Origin of the sequence: Flavobacterium sp. LS1P28 (genome assembly GCF_003970335.1) — a bacterium.
In the GTDB taxonomy this organism is placed as follows: Bacteria; Bacteroidota; Bacteroidia; order Flavobacteriales; family Flavobacteriaceae; genus Flavobacterium.
Map to the genome: position 1 here is coordinate 229,531 of NZ_RYDI01000001.1, position 21,652 is coordinate 251,182.

Annotated in this window: 16 protein-coding genes; 4 read left to right on the plus strand and 12 right to left on the minus strand. The window is 34.7% G+C overall.

Annotated elements, in window-relative coordinates; all coding sequences use genetic code 11:
• Window positions 1–51: 51 nt before the first annotated feature.
• Window positions 52–795: a lysophospholipid acyltransferase family protein gene (locus EKL97_RS00945; protein ID WP_126563542.1), complete on the minus strand. Its 744-nt coding sequence runs from the start codon at window positions 793–795 to the stop codon at window positions 52–54.
• A 260-nt stretch (window positions 796–1,055) separates the two neighbouring features.
• Here EKL97_RS00945 and trpS point away from each other — a divergent pair, with 260 nt between their 5' ends.
• On the plus strand, window positions 1,056–2,030 hold the full coding sequence (gene trpS / locus EKL97_RS00950) for a tryptophan--tRNA ligase (protein WP_126457745.1): 975 nt from the start codon (window positions 1,056–1,058) through the stop codon (window positions 2,028–2,030).
• A gap of 79 nt (window positions 2,031–2,109) precedes the next feature.
• Here trpS and dprA read toward each other — a convergent pair whose 3' ends face one another.
• A complete protein-coding gene (dprA, locus tag EKL97_RS00955) occupies window positions 2,110–3,210 on the minus strand; it encodes a DNA-processing protein DprA (protein WP_126452292.1) in 1,101 nt (366 codons plus the stop codon).
• Window positions 3,211–3,312: 102 nt separating this feature from the next.
• On the opposite strand from dprA, the gene EKL97_RS00960 reads away from it, so the two are divergent.
• Window positions 3,313–4,257, plus strand: coding sequence for an SPOR domain-containing protein (locus EKL97_RS00960; protein WP_126457747.1), 945 nt, complete (start codon window positions 3,313–3,315; stop codon window positions 4,255–4,257).
• Between the two features lie 57 nt (window positions 4,258–4,314).
• Here the strand turns inward: EKL97_RS00960 and EKL97_RS00965 are convergent, their stop codons facing one another.
• The 6 genes from EKL97_RS00965 to EKL97_RS00990 all read right to left on the minus strand — a co-directional run bounded on the left by EKL97_RS00965 (window position 4,315) and on the right by EKL97_RS00990 (window position 14,550).
• Window positions 4,315–6,582, minus strand: coding sequence for a helix-turn-helix domain-containing protein (locus tag EKL97_RS00965; RefSeq protein WP_126567805.1), 2,268 nt, complete (start codon window positions 6,580–6,582; stop codon window positions 4,315–4,317).
• 284 nt (window positions 6,583–6,866) lie between these two features.
• Entirely contained in the window at window positions 6,867–7,433 is a 567-nt protein-coding gene (locus EKL97_RS00970; protein ID WP_126459056.1) for an OmpH family outer membrane protein, read from the minus strand.
• A gap of 316 nt (window positions 7,434–7,749) precedes the next feature.
• On the minus strand, window positions 7,750–8,598 hold the full coding sequence (locus EKL97_RS00975; protein WP_126567807.1) for a class I SAM-dependent methyltransferase: 849 nt from the start codon (window positions 8,596–8,598) through the stop codon (window positions 7,750–7,752).
• A 220-nt stretch (window positions 8,599–8,818) separates the two neighbouring features.
• Complete coding sequence (gene mnmG / locus EKL97_RS00980; RefSeq protein ID WP_126567808.1) at window positions 8,819–10,690, minus strand: tRNA uridine-5-carboxymethylaminomethyl(34) synthesis enzyme MnmG; 1,872 nt, start codon at window positions 10,688–10,690, stop codon at window positions 8,819–8,821.
• A 153-nt stretch (window positions 10,691–10,843) separates the two neighbouring features.
• On the minus strand, window positions 10,844–11,251 hold the full coding sequence (ybeY, locus tag EKL97_RS00985; RefSeq protein ID WP_126563538.1) for an rRNA maturation RNase YbeY: 408 nt from the start codon (window positions 11,249–11,251) through the stop codon (window positions 10,844–10,846).
• Window positions 11,248–14,550: a hypothetical protein gene (locus tag EKL97_RS00990; protein ID WP_126567810.1), complete on the minus strand. Its 3,303-nt coding sequence runs from the start codon at window positions 14,548–14,550 to the stop codon at window positions 11,248–11,250. Before EKL97_RS00990 ends, ybeY begins: the two co-directional genes overlap by 4 nt.
• Window positions 14,551–14,858: 308 nt before the next feature.
• On the opposite strand from EKL97_RS00990, the gene gltX reads away from it, so the two are divergent.
• Entirely contained in the window at window positions 14,859–16,364 is a 1,506-nt protein-coding gene (gene gltX / locus EKL97_RS00995; RefSeq protein WP_126567812.1) for a glutamate--tRNA ligase, read from the plus strand.
• A gap of 787 nt (window positions 16,365–17,151) precedes the next feature.
• Window positions 17,152–18,138 (plus strand): SPFH domain-containing protein, encoded by a 987-nt coding sequence (locus EKL97_RS01000; RefSeq protein ID WP_126457754.1) that lies wholly within the window; start codon window positions 17,152–17,154, stop codon window positions 18,136–18,138.
• A 31-nt stretch (window positions 18,139–18,169) separates the two neighbouring features.
• Here the strand turns inward: EKL97_RS01000 and EKL97_RS01005 are convergent, their stop codons facing one another.
• The 4 genes from EKL97_RS01005 to EKL97_RS01020 form a co-directional block, all read right to left on the minus strand.
• Window positions 18,170–18,421 (minus strand): DUF6327 family protein, encoded by a 252-nt coding sequence (locus EKL97_RS01005; RefSeq protein WP_126457755.1) that lies wholly within the window; start codon window positions 18,419–18,421, stop codon window positions 18,170–18,172.
• A gap of 3 nt (window positions 18,422–18,424) precedes the next feature.
• On the minus strand, window positions 18,425–18,775 hold the full coding sequence (locus tag EKL97_RS01010; protein ID WP_126452310.1) for a competence protein: 351 nt from the start codon (window positions 18,773–18,775) through the stop codon (window positions 18,425–18,427).
• Window positions 18,776–18,814: 39 nt separating this feature from the next.
• The gene (locus EKL97_RS01015) at window positions 18,815–19,144 is read right to left on the minus strand and encodes a YtxH domain-containing protein (protein ID WP_126457756.1); all 330 of its coding nucleotides are present in this window, start codon (window positions 19,142–19,144) and stop codon (window positions 18,815–18,817) included.
• Between the two features lie 304 nt (window positions 19,145–19,448).
• Window positions 19,449–21,551, minus strand: a complete 2,103-nt coding sequence (locus tag EKL97_RS01020) for a glutamine--tRNA ligase/YqeY domain fusion protein (RefSeq protein ID WP_126561368.1) — start codon at window positions 21,549–21,551, stop codon at window positions 19,449–19,451.
• Window positions 21,552–21,652: the final 101 nt, after the last annotated feature.

Genomic DNA, 21,652 nt, shown 5'->3' on the forward strand with positions numbered 1-21,652 from the left:
AAACCGCTATTTATTGAGTTGTATTCCGGGATCAGTTACAGTTTTTAAAATTTATTTAGAGTCGAAAGCAACTAATTGCTCGTAAATGATTTCGCGTACTTCTTCGCGAATTTGTTTCCTGTCTGCCCCTGTTTTTCCAAAAGTTTCCACATGAGAATGTATTTTTACCCGCATAAATCCTGGACTTCCTCCCCAAAAAGCATATGGAAATCTTTTTTTATTGTCTCCAAAAGTAATGGGAACAATGGGTATTTGATGCTCAATTGCCAATCGGAAAGCACCATCTTTGAAAGTGTCCAGCAAGACTGATTCATCACATGGAACGCCACCTTCTGGAAAAATACAGATACTCAGTCCTTGATTAATTCTTTTTTGAGCGCGATTAAAGACTTCCATTTTACTTTTTGAAGAATTTCTATCCACCAAAATACAGGTTCTTTTATAGAAAAAGCCAAACAACGGAATTTTTGAAAGTTCTTTTTTACCTACAAAAACAAACGGATTTCTTGTCAGGACAAGCATCAGCATAATATCAGCCATGGAGGTATGATTCGCAACAATCATGTAACTTTTTTGGTACTCCATTGCTTGTGTTCTATCTATTTTATAATGAAAACCCATGCCAAAAAGAATGAATTTTGCCCAAATACGAGCCATCTTAAAAAAATAAGGATACCCGTTTTCCGTCAAAATAGACAGCACCAGAAAAGGAAACATCACCAATATAGGAATGGTCATCAAAATATAAAACCATATACGCCATAGCGCCCAGAAAATAATTTTTAATGCTCTCATAAGTTCAAAAGTAAGAAATCAGATGTTATGATACTCAAAAAATATTCTTGCGTTTTTCAACATATAAGTATTATAAGTTCTAATTTACTGCTCAATTATAATATCTTCCTTTAACCATCAAGGTTTTATTGACTTAAATGTCTGATATGGTTAAAAGAAATTACTAACACGATTTAAAGTAACTTGATTTTTATAATTTGCAAATTTGCGGTAAAAAATAAAAAACTTTGCGAACTTTGCGGTAATAGTTAAAAATCATAATGGCAAAAATACTTACAGGCGTTCAAAGTACCGGAACTCCGCATTTAGGAAACTTACTTGGTGCAATCATTCCCGCAATAGCACTATCAAATAAACCGGAAAACGAATCGTTTCTTTTCATTGCTGATTTGCATTCAATCACGCAAATAAAAAACGGCGAAACTTTAAGAACAAATACTTACAGTACTGCTGCTGCTTGGCTTGCCTGTGGTTTGAATGTAGATAAAGTCGTTTTCTACAGACAATCAGATGTGCCGCAAACAGCCGAATTGTCATGGTATTTGAGTTGTTTTTTCCCTTTTCAACGCTTGACATTAGCGCATTCTTTCAAAGACAAAGCGGATAGACTGGAAGATGTCAATGCTGGTTTATTTTCGTATCCAATGCTGATGGCGGCAGATATTTTATTATATGACGCCGAGTTTGTACCCGTAGGAAAAGACCAATTGCAGCACGTTGAAATCACGCGTGATGTAGCGTCCCGTTTCAACCACCAAATGGGAGAGACTTTCGTACTTCCCGTAGCAAAAATTCAGGAAGACAGCATGCTGATTCCCGGAACTAACGGCGGAAAAATGAGTAAATCAGCTAATAATATTATCAATATATTCTTGGATGATAAGTCCTTACGCAAACAAGTTATGAGCATTGAAACCGACAGCACGCCGCTGGAAGATCCTAAAAATCCGGATACGTGCAATGCGTTTGCCATTTATAAATTATTGGCAAATCAACAACAAATAGCCACAATGACTGCCAATTACTTAAATGGAAATTACGGTTACGGTCACGCCAAACAAGCGTTGTTTGAGTTGATTGTAGAAACTTTCAAAACCGAAAGAGAAAAATACAAGTATTACATGAATAACCTTCCTGAAGTAGATGCTTTACTGAAAATTGGTGCTCAAAAAGCAGCTGTTGTTGCCAATGGAGTTTTGGCAAGAGTGAGAGAGAAATTAGGATTTGAGGTTTAAACAATCAATTTTTAAAACATATAAGTTTTTTTAAGTTTAATACTATTTTATTAAAGCTTTCATGACTTATATGTTAAAATCAAATCGCCTCAAACAATTTCCCCGGTAAAGGCCGTATCACGCCTTTCAATTCCATATTTAATAGCATTCCTGAGATTTTATAAATAGGAAAATCACAGCGCAAAGCAATAATATCCATTAGTTCTTTGCCTGTTTTAAGGAGGTAGTCGTATACTTTTTGTTCGTCTTCCTCTAAGCTTACAAACAATTGTTTTTGTATGGGTTTGGATTCCTTCTGAATGTCCCAATTCAAAATATAAACCAAATCAGCGGCACTAGTCAATACATTTGCTTTTTGAGTCTTTATGAGGTTGTTGCAGCCTTGGCTATACTTATCTGTAACACGACCCGGAACCGCAAAAACATCACGATTGTAATCATTCGCCATGTTTGCAGTGATTAACGATCCGCCTCTATCGGCAGATTCAATTACAATGGTCGCTTCAGACATTCCTGCAACGATCCTGTTTCTTCGCACGAAATTTTCTTTATCCGGATTGGAGGAACTCCAAAACTCAGTCATAAAACCACCGTTTTGCTCGACTTTAGCAACATATTTTTTATGGGTTTTCGGGTAAATTTGGTTTAAACCATGAGCAACAACACCAATGGTTTGTAGGTTATTTTCCATTGCCAATTGATGCGCCACAATATCGACACCGTAGGCAAATCCACTTACGATTATAGGATCGAGTGGAGCCAAATCTTCGATCAGTTTTCTACAAAATTCAGTACCGTACGAGGTAATTTGGCGCGTTCCTACAATGCTGATTATTCTTCTGTTTTTTAAATTGATATTTCCAGATGTGAATAATAAAAGTGGTCCGTCAATACAATGTTTCAACCGATCTGGATATTCTTCGTCCTGAAAATAAACCGCATTGATTTCATTTGCTTTTATAAACTCCAGTTCCTGAGTCGCTTTTTCGAAAACTGATTTATCTTTTAAATTTTTCAGCAAAACAGATCCTACTCCATCAATAGCAGCGAGTTGCGATGCTTTTGTATTAAAAACCGCTTCTGCTGTTCCAAAATGGGTAAGCAGTTTTTTGGCTATGATGTCGCCCACGCCCTCTATTCTTTGCAATGCCAATAAATAAAATAAATCCTGCTCTTTCATGCTAATTATTTGAGGGTGAAATGTATAAATTTTTATGCGGATTGTTAATAAAAATTGTAAATAAAATTTTGATACCTGTTTTCGTTGTATAACTTTGTGAGTATGAAAATCGAACTATACATCGCGCAGCTTTTATACCGTTATCAATGTGTAACCGTTCCGGGTTTCGGAGCTTTTTTGACCGAAATTCAATCGGCTAAACGGAACGAAAGCACGAACTCGTTTTCTCCTCCCAAAAAAATGATCGCTTTCAATGCTAATTTGAAAAACAATGATGGTTTATTAGCCAATCATATCGCTTTAGCAGAGAAAACGTCTTATGAATATGCCGTTAGTGCCATTCAATATGAAGTTTTTACTTGGAAAAAAACATTAGAAGAAAACGAACTTTTTTCTATCAAAAATGTAGGTGATCTTCATTTGAACGCGGATAAAAATATAGTTTTCACTCCATACGACCAAACGAATTACTTAACCAGCTCTTTTGGGTTGGCTCCCTTTGTTTCACCACTTGTAAAAAGAGCAATCTTCGAAAAAGAAGTAGAAGCAATTGAAGAAAAAGCAACCATCACTATGGTTCCTGAAACCAGAACAGCGAATCCATATTTAAAATACGCCGCTATTTTTGTGTTAGGATTAGGACTTGCGGGAAGTGTTGGTTATCCAATGTATCAAAATCAAATTGCCTCAGAAACGATTCTTGTAGAAACTGCCGTTCAAAAACAAGTTCAAAATAAAATTCAGCAAGCCACATTCTTCATCGAAAGTCCGGTTCCTGCTGTTACACTATCCGTAAAATCGACTATCGAAGCAAAAATGCCGTATCACATTATGGCCGGAGTGTACAGGGAAGAAAAAAATGCGGATAAAACACTGCGGATTTTAAATCGCTTAGGATATGATGCCAAGCGAATCGCTCCTAACCGAAACGGTTATTTTCCGGTTTTGTATGGCAGTTACGCCACATTTGCTGAAGCAGAAAAAGCAAAAAAAGAAATCAATGAAAAGCACAATCCAGAAGCTTGGATATTAATTCAGTCACTATAAAACAAAAACCCTATTCGTACCGAATAGGGTTTTTTAGTTTTAATACTTTCTTATTATTTAATTCAAACTCGCTTTGTACATTCTCGCTTCTTCCCAAGAAAATTTATGACCGTATTTCTCCATCAACGCATTCAGTGATTCTTCTTTATATCCTGCAAAAGCAGCTGCTAAATCCTGCATTTTATCCTCCGATAAAACCTCTGAAATTGAAACTGCTTTGGTTTGTATCAGCTTTACAAAATGGGTGTAAATCGTTTGTTTGGTCAGCACTCTGATAGTTGCAATATCCGCAATTGATTTCTTTTCGACCCACAATTCATAGGTTTCCTGCACCGTTGTTTTTTTAGGTACCGTTGTTTTTGCTTTTTTCGAAGTATAACGCTCTATGTCTTTATCATCGGTAATCAAGGTTATATTTAATTCCTTGAATTGATTTTGTATGGCTTCTGTCTTGCGGATGATGTAATTTTTTATTTCTGAAGAGGTCAATTTTTCTTTCGAAATGGCTTCTCCTGCCACAACGGTTTCTATCAATAATTTGGCCTTCATTAAGCGTAAAACGGCTTTGGTTTGCAATTCTTCCAGCACGATTAATTCATCATAAAACGTTTTTACTTTTTTGATGCGCTTTACTTCTTCAATTTTCCAAAGAATTTCAAAAACCAGCTCGTCCATTGGTTTTAGGAAATAACTGAAAGCGGCTTGAATGCGTTCCGATACGTGATTCAAATCGACCGTTTCCTGACCAAAAAGGGTATTCAACTGCGAAATGAATTTTTTGGATGGATCTAAAAGCTGTTCAATGATTTCTGTTTGCTTTTTGGCCCAAACAGCGTGTTTGGATTTCTCTGAAATTTCTGATTTTTCGTTATAACTGAATTTATGATTGCGCCATTCCTGAGCCAAATCGTTCCAATCAAAGGTGTTTGTCAGATAGTTATGGATGAAATTTTTGGTTTCAAAATGCAAGGCATTCTCTAAAAACGAATCCGAAGCTTTGTTTAATGAGTAATCCATGACATCCTGATCGTTTGAAATGCCATTCATACGCAACGGAGATAGTAAAATAAGCCCTTCTAGTGAGCGCAAACGAGATAATGCCACATAAGCCTGTCCGGGTAGAAAAACTTGCGAAACATCAAGTGCTGCTTTATCAAAGGTTAGTCCCTGGCTTTTATGCACCGTAATCGCCCATGCTAATTTGATGGGATAGTGCACAAAAGTTCCCAAAACCTCTTCATCAATTTCTTTAGTGGTTTCGTCTACTTTGTATCGAATGTTTTGCCATTCATATCTTTCAACTTCTATAGTTTTATTTTCTTCCGGAAAATGAACCAGAATTTCTTTACTCGAAAGGGATTTGATAACGCCCATTTTTCCGTTGAAATAGTGTTTATCAAAGGATAAATCATTTTTTACAAACATGATTTGCGCGCCCACTTTTAACTGCAATTGTTGTTCCACGGGAAATATCTTATCCGGAAAATCTCCGGTAATCTCCGGTTTATAAACCACCAGCTTTCCCTCCAGATCTTGTAAAGCCTGCGCGTTCATCGTATCGGCTTTGTTGTTGTGCGTGGTTAATGTGATGTATCCTTTATTTGCTTTTAAATCGAAATCGGGTTTTACATATTGGTTTAAGGTTTGAATGTCCTGCTGTGAAATCTCATTGTTGCGCAGGTTATTCAAAACCGAAATAAATGTATCGTCAGTCTGGCGAAAAATCTTGGACAATTCAATGTATAAAGGCGGATTTTGTTGCACGACGTGCGAATGAAAAAAGAATTTTCCTTTGTAATAGGTTTTCAGCGTACGCCATTCTTCGTCCCGAATGACCGGCGGCAACTGCAACAAATCACCAATATATAAGACTTGAACACCTCCAAAAGCAGTGTTGCGCTTGCGTACTGTTTGCATCATATAATCCATCGCATCCAGCAAATCCGCACGAAGCATACTGACTTCATCGATAATCAATAATTCCATATTGCGAATCACCGATTTCTTCAAACCACTCATTTTGAAATGCCTGCGCAAGGTAGCTTTGGTTTCAAATTTAGTACTTTCGGAAAATTGAGGTGATGAATTATCTGGAATAAATCCTCCAAACGGCAACTGAAACATGGAGTGAATCGTAACGCCTCCTGCATTTAACGCGGCAATTCCTGTTGGCGCCACCACAACGGTATTTTTGTGCGTGGTTTGGATAATTTCCCGTAAAAGTGTGGTTTTTCCCGTTCCTGCTTTACCGGTCAGGAAAATGGATCGATGAGTTTGATTGATGAATCGTATTGTATAAGCGGCGGCTTCTGAAATGGTTTGCATTAGGCGTGTATATATAAAGCTAAAGTATTGAAAATTAAAAACACTATTGGAATAATTGGAAAATATTTACGATTATAATTCGACTGTTTTTTAGCCCAGATAGCAGCGAAAATCCTCGAAATTTAGAAAAAACACTTGCTACACGAGAGATTACTTCACTATACTTTTATTTCAATTGGAGTTCAGTGAACTACGTTTATAGCGGATAACCGGGTATGGCTTCAAAAAAAAAGCCTTCAATCTAACTATAGACGAAGGCAATCTTTTGAATTAATAGTAAAAATTTATTTTTTAGCCGCTGCTGTTTCTTCCGTTTTTGCAGGAGCTTTATATTTATCGTTCAAGGCTTTGATAATTTCTTTTGTGATATCAAATTTATCTTCTGCGTATAAAATTGAGGCAGCGTCACCGGTTCCATAGATGTAGGCATATCCTTTTTCCTTACCGTAGGATTTAATAAATTTTTTCACACCACTCACCAGAGAATCCATTTCTTTTCCGCTTTCTTGCTGCAATTCCTGAGACAACGCTTGTTGTGCGTAGCTCAATTGTTGTTCTTTTTTTTGCAGTTCAGCTCCTTTTTGTTGTGCCCAAGCCTGCCCGTTAGCTTGTGCCTGAGCTTGGAAACCTGCTGCTTCTTGCTTGAATCGATTAATTTCAGCCTCTAGCTGTCTTCCTTTTTCTTCTGCTTTTGTCTTGTATTTTGCTTCAAGATCTTTGGCCTCTGTATATTCCTTCATTAATTCAGAAGTATCTACGTAAGCAGTTTTCACTTCCTTAACTTCTGCTGGTTTGTTACAAGCAACAATTGAAATTGATAATGCGATAATTACTAATGCTTTTTTACCCATATCTTTAATATTTCTTTTTTGGTATTGCGTTGCCAGTTCGCTAACGCTCGTGTCGTGAATCTTTGATTTCATTTTGATGAATTTCTAGTTTTGAGTATTGGTGACAAAAATATAAAAAAATAGATAGTATTGACATAAAGTTTGGAAAATGCTACTTTTTTATGATATAAGATTTTATTATTGTGATTCACAAATGCATAATCTATGACTATTAAAACCGAGCTTCATATCTTCTAAATAAACGAATTAGTTTAAAAATCCGATGATCATCTTCGATTTCATTAAAAAACACGCTTAAATACACTTAAAATGATTTTTAGATGTTTTTTAGGATGTAAATGTGTGAGGAATACTCAGAATTCTTCTTCGCTTCCCAATTTGATTGCAATCCAACAAAAAAGGCTTTTATATAATTCATTTTTCCGGTTTTGTATTTTTCCGAAAGCAAAGCAACATAAAACGAATCAAATTTCATGGGAAGCACTTGTACCAATTTCATTTCTTCTTTCTCGAAAAGCATTTTTATAGCCGTTTTAGAAAAATGCCAAAAATGAATTGGCACATCATAAGCGGCCCAAAACGTTCCGTAATGTTTTGCATCGAAGGATTTAAAATTTGGAACAGCAATAATTAAAGTTCCATTAGGTTTTAATAATCGTTTGAGTTCTTTGATTTGGTTTTCCAAATTAGGAACGTGCTCCAAAACATGCCACATCGAAATGACTTCAAAAGAATGATTGTCTAATTCACTGGTTTCGCCAACAAATGAAACGCCTTTCTTTTTGGCAATTGCTTTTGCTTTTTCACTTGGCTCTACTCCTATGGTATGCCAACCGTTTTCTTTGGCAACATATAAAAAATCCCCTGTTCCGGCACCTATATCTAAAATACTCCCTTTGTTGGATTGCAATGAATTGATTAAATTCAGTTTGTTTTTTAGCGCGATGCTTTTTACAAAATGATACGCTTTTTCAAACAAGGATCGCTTACCGTCTGTATGGGAAATGTAATCCACACTTTCATAATACTTCCCTAAATTTTCTAAACTGGGTTGTGGAGACGTAATCAGCATATCTAATTTGGCGTCATGATACAAGTTAAAAACCTCCTGAGAAACAGAATAATCTTTAACGGTTAAAAAAGGCTGTTGGTTTGAAATGTTCATTAATTAATAGTCTTTTATATTTTTAATTTTAAACAAAACCCTGAAAACACATACGAATGCTTTCAGGGTTGAATTATTTATTTTTATGATTCTTTAATAATTCCAAGGCTTCACAGCGTAGTTTCACGTGGAACAAATTTTAGTGTTCCGTGTTCAGAGGCGGTATTCAGTATAAATCGACAATTAAACTGATCACTATAAACTGAATACTGATCACTTCCTAACGTCCCATATAAATCAACAACACCGAAACATCACTTGGTGACACACCGCTGATTCTTGATGCTTGCGAAATGGTAACAGGACGAATCTTGCTTAGTTTTTGTTTGGCCTCAATTGACATGGACTTAATTTTATTATAATCAAAATTTTCAGGGATTTTAACATCTTCTAAACGAAGTAACTTATCAGCATTATTTCTTTCTTTTTCTATGTAACCAGAATATTTTACTTGGATTTCGGCTTGTTCTAAAATTTCTTGATCCACATCATTGGCGGCAACATAAGCTACTACTTTATCGAATTTCATCATGTCCTCTAAATCAATTTGCGGACGAGAAAACACTTTGAACATCTTATCCCCTTGCGAAATCAGCGCCGTCTCTTTTGCTTCTAAAACAGGATTTGCTTCCGCAACCGAAACACTCGTTTCTTTGAAGAAAGCCACCATTTTTTCGGATTCATTTAGTTTGTGCTCCATTCTGCGCAAACGTGCTTCTGAGGCCAAACCTATTTCATGTGACATGGGAGTTAATCTAAAATCGGCATTGTCCTGACGCAACAGCGTTCTATATTCTGCTCGAGACGTAAACATTCTGTATGGTTCTTCAGTTCCTTTCGTAATTAAATCATCAATTAAAACTCCGATATAGGCTTCGTCTCTTTTTAAAATTAAGGGTGCTTTTTCATGCACTTTCAAATGCGCATTTATTCCGGCCATCAGTCCTTGAGAAGCTGCTTCTTCATATCCTGTAGTTCCGTTTATTTGACCAGCGAAATACAATCCTTCAATAAGTTTTGTTTCCAAAGTATGCTTCAATTGTGTCGGCGGGAAATAATCATATTCAATTGCATATCCCGGACGAAAGAATTTTACTTTTTCAAATCCTACAACAGAACTCAATGCCTTGAATTGAATATCCTCAGGAAGCGACGTTGAAAATCCATTCACATAAACTTCACAAGTATTCCATCCTTCTGGTTCTACAAACAGTTGATGTCTTTCTTTATCCGCAAAACGATTAATTTTATCTTCAATCGACGGACAATATCTTGGCCCAAGACTTTTTATTCTACCGTTAAACATTGGCGAACGATCAAACCCTTCTCTCAAGATATCGTGAACTTCAAGAGAGGTATAGGTCATATGACACGATTTTTGATGAATCAACGGCGAGGTCACATCTGAATAGGAAAATTTATCCGGCTTCGCATCTCCTTTTTCTTCATTCATTTTTGAATAATCCAAAGATCGTCCATCAACTCTTGGAGGCGTTCCTGTTTTCATTCGTCCTGATTGAAACCCAGCAGCAACTAAATCTTCAGTAATTCCATGTGCAGCACTCTCGCCTGCTCTTCCACCACCAAATTGTTTTTCGCCAATATGAATCAATCCATTCAGGAAAGTTCCATTAGTCAACACAACCGACTTAGACCGAATCTCTACTCCTAGCGAAGTTCGGATTCCTTTTATTTTTCCGTTTTCAATAATCAAACCTTTCACCATTTCCTGATAAAAGTCAAGATTTGGAGTTCCTTCAAGCATCATTCTCCACTCCTCGGCAAAACGCATTCGATCACTTTGAACACGCGGAGACCACATTGCAGGGCCTTTGGATTTGTTCAGCATCTTGAACTGGATTGCAGTTCTATCCGAAACAATTCCAGAGTACCCCCCAAGCGCATCAATCTCGCGTACAATTTGTCCTTTAGCAATTCCACCCATCGCTGGGTTGCATGACATTTGGGCAATATTCTGCAAACTCATTGTTACCAGTAAGGTTTTAGAACCAAGATTTGCAGCAGCGGCAGCAGCCTCAGAACCAGCGTGTCCTGCGCCCACAACTATCACATCATATTCATTTAAAAACATCTTCTTTTATAATTTAATCCGTATTAAGGATTGTGATTTTGAAATCTATTTTATTGTTCCACGTGAAACATTACATACTCAATTTTCAAATCTAAACTAAATGTTCCACGTGAAACACTTTAGATTAAAATAAAGAAAACACTATTATTTGACCTAAAACATAGCGATTTTTTCATCTTCTTTACTACGCATTAAAAGCTCCTCCGACTCTCCTTTGTCTTTGTAGCCACAGTAATGTAAAATTCCGTGAACTAAAACGCGTTTTAATTCTTGCTCAAAAGAGACATTGAAATCAGCGGCATTGTCTTTCACTCTTTCGACAGAAACAAAAATGTCACCGTGTAACTCATTACCCATAGAATAATCAAAACTAATTATATCTGTTAGCGTATCATGATTCAAATATTCTACATTGATTTTATGTAGAAAGTCATCATCGCAAAAGATGTAATTAATCTCTCCTTCTTTCTTGTTTTCTGAAGTAATAACATTTTCCAACCAAGCTACAACAGCTTCTTCGTTGTCTAAATTAAAGTCGGTTTCGTAATTAAAATTGATCATTTTTTATTAAAATATTCTTGAACTTTTTGATTAAAATTCGAGCGTAAAGGTAAGGATTGTCTATTTAATATTTCTATGCTATTCAAATAATCTAATAAAGCTGCCGGAAGCACATTAGATGGGTTTTTAAACTCCTTTTTATTGGTTTCAGATTGGCGTTTGTTTTCTTCACCTTGTTGCTGAATAGCGGAATTTAATTTCAACAATTCCTGTTTCACATTCAATATCTTTTGAAGCGTTTCGTTCTTAAAACCTTTGTTTAATAATTGCTTTTCAATTTGCTTCATTTGTTCCAAAGCGCTTTGTCCATTACCAACCAATCCTTGTTTATTTAATTCGTTTTGCAATGCTTCCCTTAATTGCTTTTGTTCTTTGTAAATTTCCATTATAGCTTGTGCATCACCTTCTCCGCCCTCACCCTTTTGTCCCGGTTTTCCTTGATTTCCTTGTTTACCATTTTGTCCTTTTGGACTGTCCCCATACTTATCTCCTTTCTTAATTCCGTCTTTCATTTTCTCGCCAAGACCTTCTTGTTTTTTAATAATATCCGGCAATTGCATTCCTTGTCCTTGACCTGGCTTCGGTTTCCCAGAACCCATTCCTGACATTTGCATTTGCATATTGTAAAGCATGTCACTGAGAAAATCTGCTAGTTTGTTAGCCGATGAAATCGAATATTGTTGGTGAGACAAGCCTTTTGGAACTTGAGCGTCGGTTAAACTGGATAACGATTTGTCGACGTTGTAAACTACATTACCAATTTCTTTGGTAATATCCTCCGCAATTTTAGGATTACGCAAGGACATCGCAAATAAACTATCGTCAACATGCTTGAACTGTTGCTTTAAATCCTGTTGAATTTTTATGTTTTTATTGAACGCTGGAGACCCTGATTTATGCCTTTTGAACTGATTCATCAAATCTTCCTGTGACAAAGAAAAAGCTAATAAATTGTCTACGATTTGTCGCAACATGACAACATCTTCCTGCAACTGTTCCATATCTCCTTTATCCAAAGTTTGCGCCATTTTTTGCGCCATCTCTTTCATCTTTTTTGAAGCACTTTTTTGGTTTGGTTTAGCTTTATCCTTTTTATCTTTATTCAATTCCTCAGAAGCTTTCTTTAAATCATCATCAATACTTTTTTCTTTAGCATCATCTTTTGGTAAATCCAATGGTGATTTTAATTCCTTATTTTCTTTTTCCAAATCATTTAAATCTAATTGAATTTTATCAAACTCCGCATTAATATCTTCCTGTTTATCCAGTTTATTTTCATTTTCATCATCAGATAATTTGTCTAGTTTTTTAGAAAGCTTGTCCAGTTTTTCACCTAACTGTTCCGCTTTCTTTTCAACATAAAATCTCTTAGTCAACTCTACCAACTGTTCTAAATTCTTAGTCTGGTTTTTACTGTTTTGTTTAAAATTATCCAACTTGGTCAACAACTCTTCATTCTGGATTTTATCGTTAAGTTCTTTCAACTCATCTAAAAGCTTTTGGTTTTTTTCCAATTCTTTTTCCGATTTGTCCATTCGGTTTTGAAGCACTTCTTTTAATTCATCTTTTTTATCCGTTTTGAATTGCTCCAAATTGTCATTCATTTTTTTTGTAAATTCTTTCATCATCTCATCCTGTTTCATTTGACGCTTGATAAAATCATTTACTTTTTGCTGATCTTTGAAATCCAAATTTTCTTTCTCTTTTCCGGTTTTTTGAAACTTTTCTATATCGGCCATTTGCTTGTCCTGGTTTTTTAAAGACTTCTCTAAACTGTTAATGTTGTCGTTTTGCTGCTGCAAAATTTGATCTTCCTTTTCTTCATCTGTGGAAACACGATTAGAGAAAACCGAAGACTTCGTACTTTTAAAATTGTGAATCGCATCATTATCAAAAACTTCAAAATAATACTCATAAGAAACCCCTTGCTCCACCGGAAGATTACTTGGAAACGAAAACACGAATTGGTCAAAAGAACTTTTCTTAATAGCAATTGTTCCACGTTTTGCGGTTTGTGGTTTCTCTATTTCGTAATAAACAATCTGAAGTCTAGACAAACCATAATCATCCGTGATTTGGCCTAAAACATAGTTCTTAGCAATCTTCAAACTGTCCGGTGTATTGTTCACATTGATCGTTGGGAACTGATCTTTGATAACCATAAGCTGATAATTGAGTTTTTCGTGGTTTTTTACCTTATCATTTGAAGTAAATATTTGATAATCTGTATTTTGAAGTATATTTTTAGATAAAATAAAGGAGTTTTCTGTTTTCGAAAAAGAAGATTTGGAAATTCCGCTCATCCACGCAATATTTTGGGTCGCTTGAGTTTCTATTTTCCAAGTTACACGCGTTCCTTCAGGAATAACAGCATTTCCAGTTCCATTTATAGTTTCTGCTTTTTTATTCAGATATGAAGGAAAGTTCAATTGCATTTCGAAATTAGCAATCAAAGGAACGGTTATCACTTTCAATTCATAATCCGGAGAAGAAATAGCATTTCCCTCCACGTGAAACAAAATATTTCCTGAAGGCTTTGCCATCTTAAATTGAAATTCTCCAGCTTTCAATGATTCCATGAAATAACTTTCATCGCCAATGAAAATCATTGCATTCTCCGGAGCTATCTTTCCTTCGGTTTTTATTCGAAGTATAAAATCCTTTCCTTGCTCGGTTTGTAAATTCGAATTTAAAACTACAAATTTAAAAGGAGCCGGTGGTAAAAAAGCCGAATTGAAATGCACTACTCTATTCAAACTTTGAGAAATCATGCTGCTATTTCCAGAAAAATAAAAGAAAGAAAATAACAAAATTGGAATTAAAGCCAAAGGAAAATACTTTCTGTTAACATTATAATTTATGGCGTTACCAAAAGGGATTGGTTGCAATGCATTGGCTTTTTGTTCAATCGAAGCACCCAATAATTCCGATTTATTTTGATGAATATCCGAATCTGCCAATTGTAAGAAATTTGTCAACTTATCACTCACTTCCGTAAAATGATTTCCAATAATTTCCGAAGCCTGATTGTAATCGATTCCTTTTTGAAGTTTGAATAATTTAAAAATAGGAAACAAAATAAAACGGAACAACAAATAGAATTCTACTCCAATGAAAGTCCAAAATAAAATGGTTCTTCCTATTGGCTTGAGCCAAAGAAAATATTCGACAAAAAGCGTAAAAAGGAAATACAATAATCCTAAACCGACAAAGAAAATAGTTCCCCGTATCAATTCGTTGGTATAAAACTTCCTGATGAAAGCTTCTAATTTTAGATAAATAAATTCCTGAGTTTCCAAAATTTATGCTTTGTTTGTTGTAACCAATAAAAGTAATAATTTATATGCTGGCAATTATCCAAATTCCAAAATATCTGAATCAAAGATTGAAGTCTCTTGGCAAACAGAATCAACGTTTTTACCGCTAATTCGCTAATTTTTATAAAAAAATCTATATTAAATAAACCACTTGATGTAGAATTGCACTAATTAACATCCTAAAACACAAAATTTAGTTTTTCTAAAAATAAATTTGCGGATTTGCGGTTCTTTTAAAAACTGATGTGTTTGCCTACTTGAATTTGTATCTTTGCAAAAAAAATACAGCAATGTCTAGACAAGTTCGGGTGCGTTTTGCACCAAGTCCAACGGGACCTTTACATATTGGCGGAGTTCGTACCGCATTATTCAATTATTTGTTTGCCAAAAAAAACAATGGTGTCTTCTTCCTGAGAATTGAAGATACGGACCAAAATCGTTTTGTTCCCGGAGCCGAAGAATATATCATGGAAGCGCTAGAATGGTTAGGAATTGCACCCGATGAGACTATTGGTAAAAATGAAAAATTTGGTCCATACCGTCAAAGCGAAAGAAAAGAATTGTACCAACAATATGCTGCTGAATTAATCAATTCTGAAAATGCGTATTATGCTTTTGATACAGCCGAAGCATTGGATTCAGCAAGAAAATTAGAAGAAGATCAAGGGAAAACTTTTATTTACAATCATACTAACAGAGAGAAACTAGATACCTCCTTAGTGATTTCTGCAGATGAAACTGCTAAAAGAATTGCTGATGGAGAACATTATGTCATCCGTTTTAAAACTCCAGTGAATGAAACCTTGCATCTGAATGACATAATTCGTGGCGATGTGAAATTTGAAACGAATCTTTTAGACGATAAAGTATTGTTCAAAAGCGACGGAATGCCAACGTACCATTTGGCTAATATTGTGGATGATCATTTAATGAAAACATCACATGTAATTCGCGGTGAAGAATGGTTACCATCAATGCCTTTGCACGTTTTGTTGTACAGAGCATTTGGTTGGGAAGCACCGGAATTTGCACATTTACCATTGATTATGAAACCTGTTGGGAACGGAAAATTATCCAAGCGTGACGGTGATAAAATGGGATTTCCTGTATTTCCATTAGATTGGAAAACTACAGAAGGCATTTCATCGGGTTACAGAGAAAAAGGATTTTTCCCGGAAGCCGTAATCAACTTTTTAGCATTATTAGGTTGGAACGATGGAACAGAAAAAGAATTATTCTCGCTGGAAGAATTAGTGGAAGCATTTGACTTGAACAGAGTTCATAAAGCTGGAGCTAAATTTGATCCAGAAAAAAACAAATGGTTCAATCACCAGTATTTAATCAAGCAGGAAGATGCAACTTTGGCGAAAGCCTATACTCCTATTTTGTCTAAAAAAGGGTTTTCAGTTGATGAAAGTGTACTAACAAAAGTGGTTTCTTTAATCAAAGAACGTGCGGATTTCGTTTCAGAATTTTGGGAAATGAGCGATTTCTTTTTTGTGGCTCCAACAGCCTATGATGAGAAAGCAAGCAAAAATTGGAAAGCAGAAACTCCGGCATTGATGCAAGAATTAATTTCTGTTATAGAGGAAATTACCGATTTCACTTCGATGAACACAGAAACAATTGTCAAAGATTGGATGACAAAAAATGAAATTGGAATGGGAAAAGTAATGCAACCGTTTCGTTTGAGTTTGGTTGGCGCACTAAAAGGCCCTCACCTATTTGATATCGTTGAAGTACTTGGAAAAGACGAAACGATTAACAGAATTAAAAAAGCAATTGCTACTCTTTAAAACTAATAAAGCTTCTAGCCTTTTGAAGGCTAGAAGCTTTATATTTTATACAATTCACAAGTAAAATTTTACAAATAAATTATCATATTTCCGTTTAGTATTCCAGGATTTCCTTTGAAGTTGACTCCTAAATTCTTGTTGTTCCATTTTTAAAGCATATTATTGACTCCATATTTATAAGAAATATTAGCTCTAAAATGACGAACGCCAAAAGTGATTCTAACAGTTGGATAACAATTAAAATTTGAAATTTCCCTAATATCTTTAGCTAATAAAGTTATTCCGCAAATAACATTGTTTTTCTCCGTGTTATTTGTATTTAATTTTCTATTTACCGTGTAGCACGGGTCCAAACTCAATACTAAATGATTTTCAATAAGCCTGTAACACATTTGTAAAGACACTTGAGCTCATGCTAATTTATAATTTACATCTTCATTAACTGAAGATAAACTGTTTGTTGCTACAAAAAAATTATTTTCGCTAAACTGAATTACATACACCATATCCCAATTATTATAGAAATTTCCCCGCATAGAAAGTCCCGCATTCCAACCTAATTCAGGTTTAGTTTGAAAGTTATTCGCGTTCAGGGTAAATTGGTTGACTCCAAAAATAATCCCTACTCTATTGGAATACCGGTATTTGTATTAGGCAAAAGTGCTTATTGAAATAAAAACACAAGCTAAAGCAAACAAAATCTTTCTCATATTATTTGAAATTTACAAGAACAAACCTAAAGATTTTTTGTAAATTGTCGGATATTTATTTAACTAAAAAAAACATTATGAACATTCCATTAATAGTACTCTTAGTAGTTGGATTTTTTATTTTACTTTCCTCTTTTTTTACTGTCAAACAGCAAACAGCTGCAGTAGTAGAACGATTTGGAAGGTTTTTAAACATTAGACAATCAGGTTTACATCTAAAAATTCCTTTAATCGACCGAATTGCAGGTCGCGTTAATCTTAAAATACAGCAATTAGACGTCATAATTGAAACAAAAACCAAAGACAATGTTTTTGTGAAACTAAAAGTTTCGGTTCAATTTATGGTTATCAAAGAAACCGTTTATGATGCTTTTTATAAACTGGAATATCCACACGATCAAATAACATCTTATGTGTTTGATGTGGTTCGTGCCGAAGTTCCAAAGCTAAAACTGGATGATGTTTTTGAAAGAAAAGACGATATCGCCATTGCTGTAAAAAGAGAATTAAATGAAGCCATGACTACGTATGGTTATACGATTATCAATACATTGGTAACAGATATCGATCCGGATATTCAAGTGAAAAATGCGATGAACAGAATTAATGCAGCTGATAGAGAAAAAACTGTTGCAGGATTTGAAGCCGAAGCCTCCAGAATTAGAATTGTAGCTAAAGCCGAAGCAGAAGCAGAAAGCAAACGATTACAAGGACAAGGTATTGCGAACCAAAGAAGAGAAATTGCCAAAGGTTTAGTAGAGAGTGTAGATGTTTTGAACAGAGTTGGTATCAACTCACAAGAAGCTTCGGCTTTGATAGTGGTTACACAACATTATGATACGCTACAAGCGATTGGAGCAGATTCTAATTCTAATTTAATTTTATTACCCAATTCACCTCAAGCAGGAAGTGACATGCTGAATAACATGATTGCCTCTTTCAGCGCTTCCAATCAAGTGGGTGAAATGATGAAAAAAGGTAATAGAAAACCAAATCCTAAAAAAGAAAATAAAACGGATTATCAATTACCTGAAAAACCAGAAGCTCCGGAAACGGAAGAATAATTTAAATTCAAATCATAAAAAAAGAGGCTCATCAGCCTCTTTTTATTTTTTTTATCCACTTGATCACAAATGGTAATGCAATGGTCAATAGCGATCCGTACGAACCTGAAAATGCATTTAAGGATGATCCTATGACACCACTCACAATATTTGAGGGGGTTAAACTCTCTTTTGTTTTTTGAAAACCATACGCTAATTTTTGATAACTGATTTCTTTTTCAATCCTTAAAATTTCCAGTTCTCTTTCAATTTGAGCATAGGATGAATATTTTTTGGTTTCCATAAATTAGTCGTTAAAAAAGATTTCTGAAAATTTCTCTAAAATGGGTCCTTCAATAATTCTATCTTTAATAGTAAATAAAAGCATTGTCAGTACAAGATAAATTCCACCAACTATTAAAAACCCATAGGCATAACTATCTAAAGCTATTCCAATAGCAAATGCTGCCGCAACAGAACAAAACAATAAAACCATACTAAAGCAAAGTAAAATCAAAGACATTTTTATGATCATTGTCGTTGATTTCATTGCAAGCTTAAAGCCTCTTAATTTATAATAAGCAGCGGTAGCTTCCAAATATTCTTTAGCCTGTTCTTGAATGTTTTCTGTGTTTTCTTTTAGTTCTTCAAAAGCCATGTACTTATTTTTAGATTTTAATACTAAATTAAATCAAAATTACTTTTGAAGTTTGGCGTTTTGAGATTTTAATTCCGCCAATTTTTCTTCTAAGAAAGAAATGACATCATCCGTCTTGTGACTCATATTAGACACTAGCTCCTCATAAGTTCCTTCCAGATCGTATTTAGCAAGCGAAAACTTATCTTTCAATTCTAAAGATACACTATCAAATCTGTTTTTTAATTCATTTTTAGCATCCTCAAAACCATCTTTAAATTTTTCTCTAGTTCTAGATCCTTTATCCGGAGCGAATAAAATTCCTACTCCTGCACCTATAGCTACACCTGTTAAAAGAGCCAATACTGTATTTCCTGTATTATTCGACATGATTCTTACTTTTATATGTTCGTTTTATAAAGATACATATTTATAAACAACAACCCGTTAACAACTCGTTAAAGTGTAATTATACAAGACCAAAAGCAAATAAAAGCAAGCTCTTGTGTGTTTTTTTAAATTCTATAAAAGATGTTGTTTATGCTATAAAAGACGTTTAAAATCAATATATGGATGTTGTTTCCGATTAGATAAAAATATTAAAAATAGTATTTCTATAAAAAATTACTATACCAATCAAAAATCCTCTAAAAAGAGGATTTTTGATTGGTAAAACTATTTTAGCAATATGTTCTTAAAATGTAAGATCATTTAATACCTGTAGCACTTTATCGTTTTTTTCATTATTTTTCATTTCTGAAAGTTGTGTTTGAAAAAGACTAAAATTACCGCCGTCCTTTTGTAAGTTTTCGATAACTAAAATTCGAACCGCTGCCAATTGGCTTTTCAATGACATCGAATATAATTTTGTTAAAGACTCTTCATCAATATCTTTTATATTAACCTTATCAGAATGCAGTAAAATCAAATTAGAAAACAATAACGAGTTATTATCATTCTTAATATTTTTGACAATAGTCTGAATAATTAAACTGTAATTATCTATACTTTTTATATTAGTCACAATGTTGTTTAAAATCAAATTGGCATTGTTTTCATCCTTTTCTTTTACATATTTATTGATTTCTTTTTGCGTGTTCATCAATAAATTTTCTTCTTTTTTGCCCTTTTCTTCCCAAGCATCTTTTAATCCAACGGTTTTATTGAAGACAATTTTGCCTTCAGTTGAATCTTTATCCACATTGAAGTAACCCAATCGTTGAAACTGAAATTTATCTCCGGATTGTACCGTTGCCAAACTTGGTTCTACAAATCCTTTTACAATTTGTAACGAACCAGGATTCATAAATTCCAAGAAGTTTTTCTCTTTATGACTGTCTGGCGCTTCATCGATAAACAAGCGATCGTAGAGCCGAACTTCCGTCTCTAGAGCGTGTTGTATAGAAACCCAATGCAGGGTTCCGGCCACTTTTCGTTGACTGGCTTCGCTCCCGCTCCCGCTCCTGCTGTCTTCATCATACGTTACATGAATTTCAGTAATATTACCCGCAGCATCTTTTACAACACGCTCCCCTTTAATAATATAGGCGTTTTTAAGACGTACTTCTCTGCCTAAACTCAATCGGAAAAATTTGGCAGGAGCCTCTTCTAGAAAGTCTTCTTTTTCAATAAATAATTCTCTTGAAAAAGGAACTTTCCTAAATCCTGCACTTTCATCTTCCTGATTGTTTTCGGCATCAAGCCATTCTTCTTTGTCGTCCGGATAATTTGTGATGACTAATTTTATAGGATCTAAAACCGCCATAACTCTTGGAGCCGTTTTATTCAAATCTTCACGCAGGCAAAATTCCAAAAGTGAAAAATCAATTATATTTTCTCTTTTGGCAACACCAATACTATCACAAAACTTACGAATAGAAGCTGCGGTATATCCTCTTCTTCGCAATCCTGAAATTGTTGGCATTCTAGGATCATCCCAACCGTTTACAATATTTTCCTGTACTAATTGCAACAGTTTTCGTTTGCTCATTACCGTGTAGTTCAAGTTCAAACGGGCAAATTCATATTGTTGTGGTCGTACTTTTGAGTCATCATAAATTTGGTCTAAAAACCAGTTGTATAATTCTCGGTGCATTACAAATTCAAGCGTACAAATAGAATGCGAAATTTGCTCGATATAATCGCTTTCTCCATGTGCATAATCATACATTGGATAAATATTCCATTGATTGCCTGTCCTGTGATGGTGACGGTGTAAAATACGATACATCAATGGATCTCGCATCAACATATTAGTAGATGCCATATCAATTTTCGCACGTAAAACATGACTTCCTTCCGGAAAATCTCCATTTTTCATTCCTTCAAATAAAATGAGATTTTCTTCTATAGTACGGTTTCTGAAAGGCCCATCTACACCTGCTTGTGTTGGCGTTCCTTTTTGCAATGCCATCTTTTCCGAGGATTGGCTGTCTATATATGCTTTTCCCTTTTTAATCATCAAAATTGCCCAGTCATACAATTGCTGAAAATAATCAGAAGAATACAATTCCTCGGTCCAGTTAAATCCCAACCATTTTAAATCTTCTTTGATGGCGTCTACATATTCCTGCTCTTCTTTAGCAGGATTGGTATCATCAAAACGCAAGTTAACCGGTGCATTGTACTTTAATCCTAAACCAAAATTCAAGCAAATTGATTTAGCATGACCAATATGTAAATAGCCATTAGGCTCCGGCGGAAAACGAAAACGTAATTTATCTTTAGGAAAACCGTTAGATAAACTGTCTTCAATGATTTGTTCTATAAAATGGAGCGATTTTTCTTCAGTTGACATTTTTTTGTTTTATTTTAGCAAAGATAAAAAAAGTTTGAGGTTAAAGGTTTAAAGTTTCCATAGAAACCTTTGAAAAATTAGCGATTCCTCTTTACATTATA

Bases quoted from the DNA above. Each gene is read 5' to 3' on its own strand.
- trpS (WP_126457745.1), top strand. From the start codon at position 1,056: ATGGCAAAAATACTTACAGGCGTTCAAAGTACCGGAACTCCGCATTTA.
- dprA (WP_126452292.1), bottom strand. From the start codon at position 3,210: ATGAAAGAGCAGGATTTATTTTATTTATTGGCATTGCAAAGAATAGAG.
- mnmG (WP_126567808.1), bottom strand. From the start codon at position 10,690: ATGTTTTTAAATGAATATGATGTGATAGTTGTGGGCGCAGGACACGCT.
- EKL97_RS00970 (WP_126459056.1), bottom strand. From the start codon at position 7,433: ATGGGTAAAAAAGCATTAGTAATTATCGCATTATCAATTTCAATTGTT.
- EKL97_RS01015 (WP_126457756.1), bottom strand. From the start codon at position 19,144: ATGTCGAATAATACAGGAAATACAGTATTGGCTCTTTTAACAGGTGTA.
- EKL97_RS01005 (WP_126457755.1), bottom strand. From the start codon at position 18,421: ATGGAAACCAAAAAATATTCATCCTATGCTCAAATTGAAAGAGAACTG.
- EKL97_RS00945 (WP_126563542.1), bottom strand. From the start codon at position 795: ATGAGAGCATTAAAAATTATTTTCTGGGCGCTATGGCGTATATGGTTT.
- EKL97_RS00975 (WP_126567807.1), bottom strand. From the start codon at position 8,598: ATGAACATTTCAAACCAACAGCCTTTTTTAACCGTTAAAGATTATTCT.
- EKL97_RS01010 (WP_126452310.1), bottom strand. From the start codon at position 18,775: ATGGCTTTTGAAGAACTAAAAGAAAACACAGAAAACATTCAAGAACAG.
- EKL97_RS01000 (WP_126457754.1), top strand. From the start codon at position 17,152: ATGAACATTCCATTAATAGTACTCTTAGTAGTTGGATTTTTTATTTTA.
- EKL97_RS01020 (WP_126561368.1), bottom strand. From the start codon at position 21,551: ATGTCAACTGAAGAAAAATCGCTCCATTTTATAGAACAAATCATTGAA.
- ybeY (WP_126563538.1), bottom strand. From the start codon at position 11,251: ATGATCAATTTTAATTACGAAACCGACTTTAATTTAGACAACGAAGAA.
- gltX (WP_126567812.1), top strand. From the start codon at position 14,859: ATGTCTAGACAAGTTCGGGTGCGTTTTGCACCAAGTCCAACGGGACCT.
- EKL97_RS00960 (WP_126457747.1), top strand. From the start codon at position 3,313: ATGAAAATCGAACTATACATCGCGCAGCTTTTATACCGTTATCAATGT.
- EKL97_RS00965 (WP_126567805.1), bottom strand. From the start codon at position 6,582: ATGCAAACCATTTCAGAAGCCGCCGCTTATACAATACGATTCATCAAT.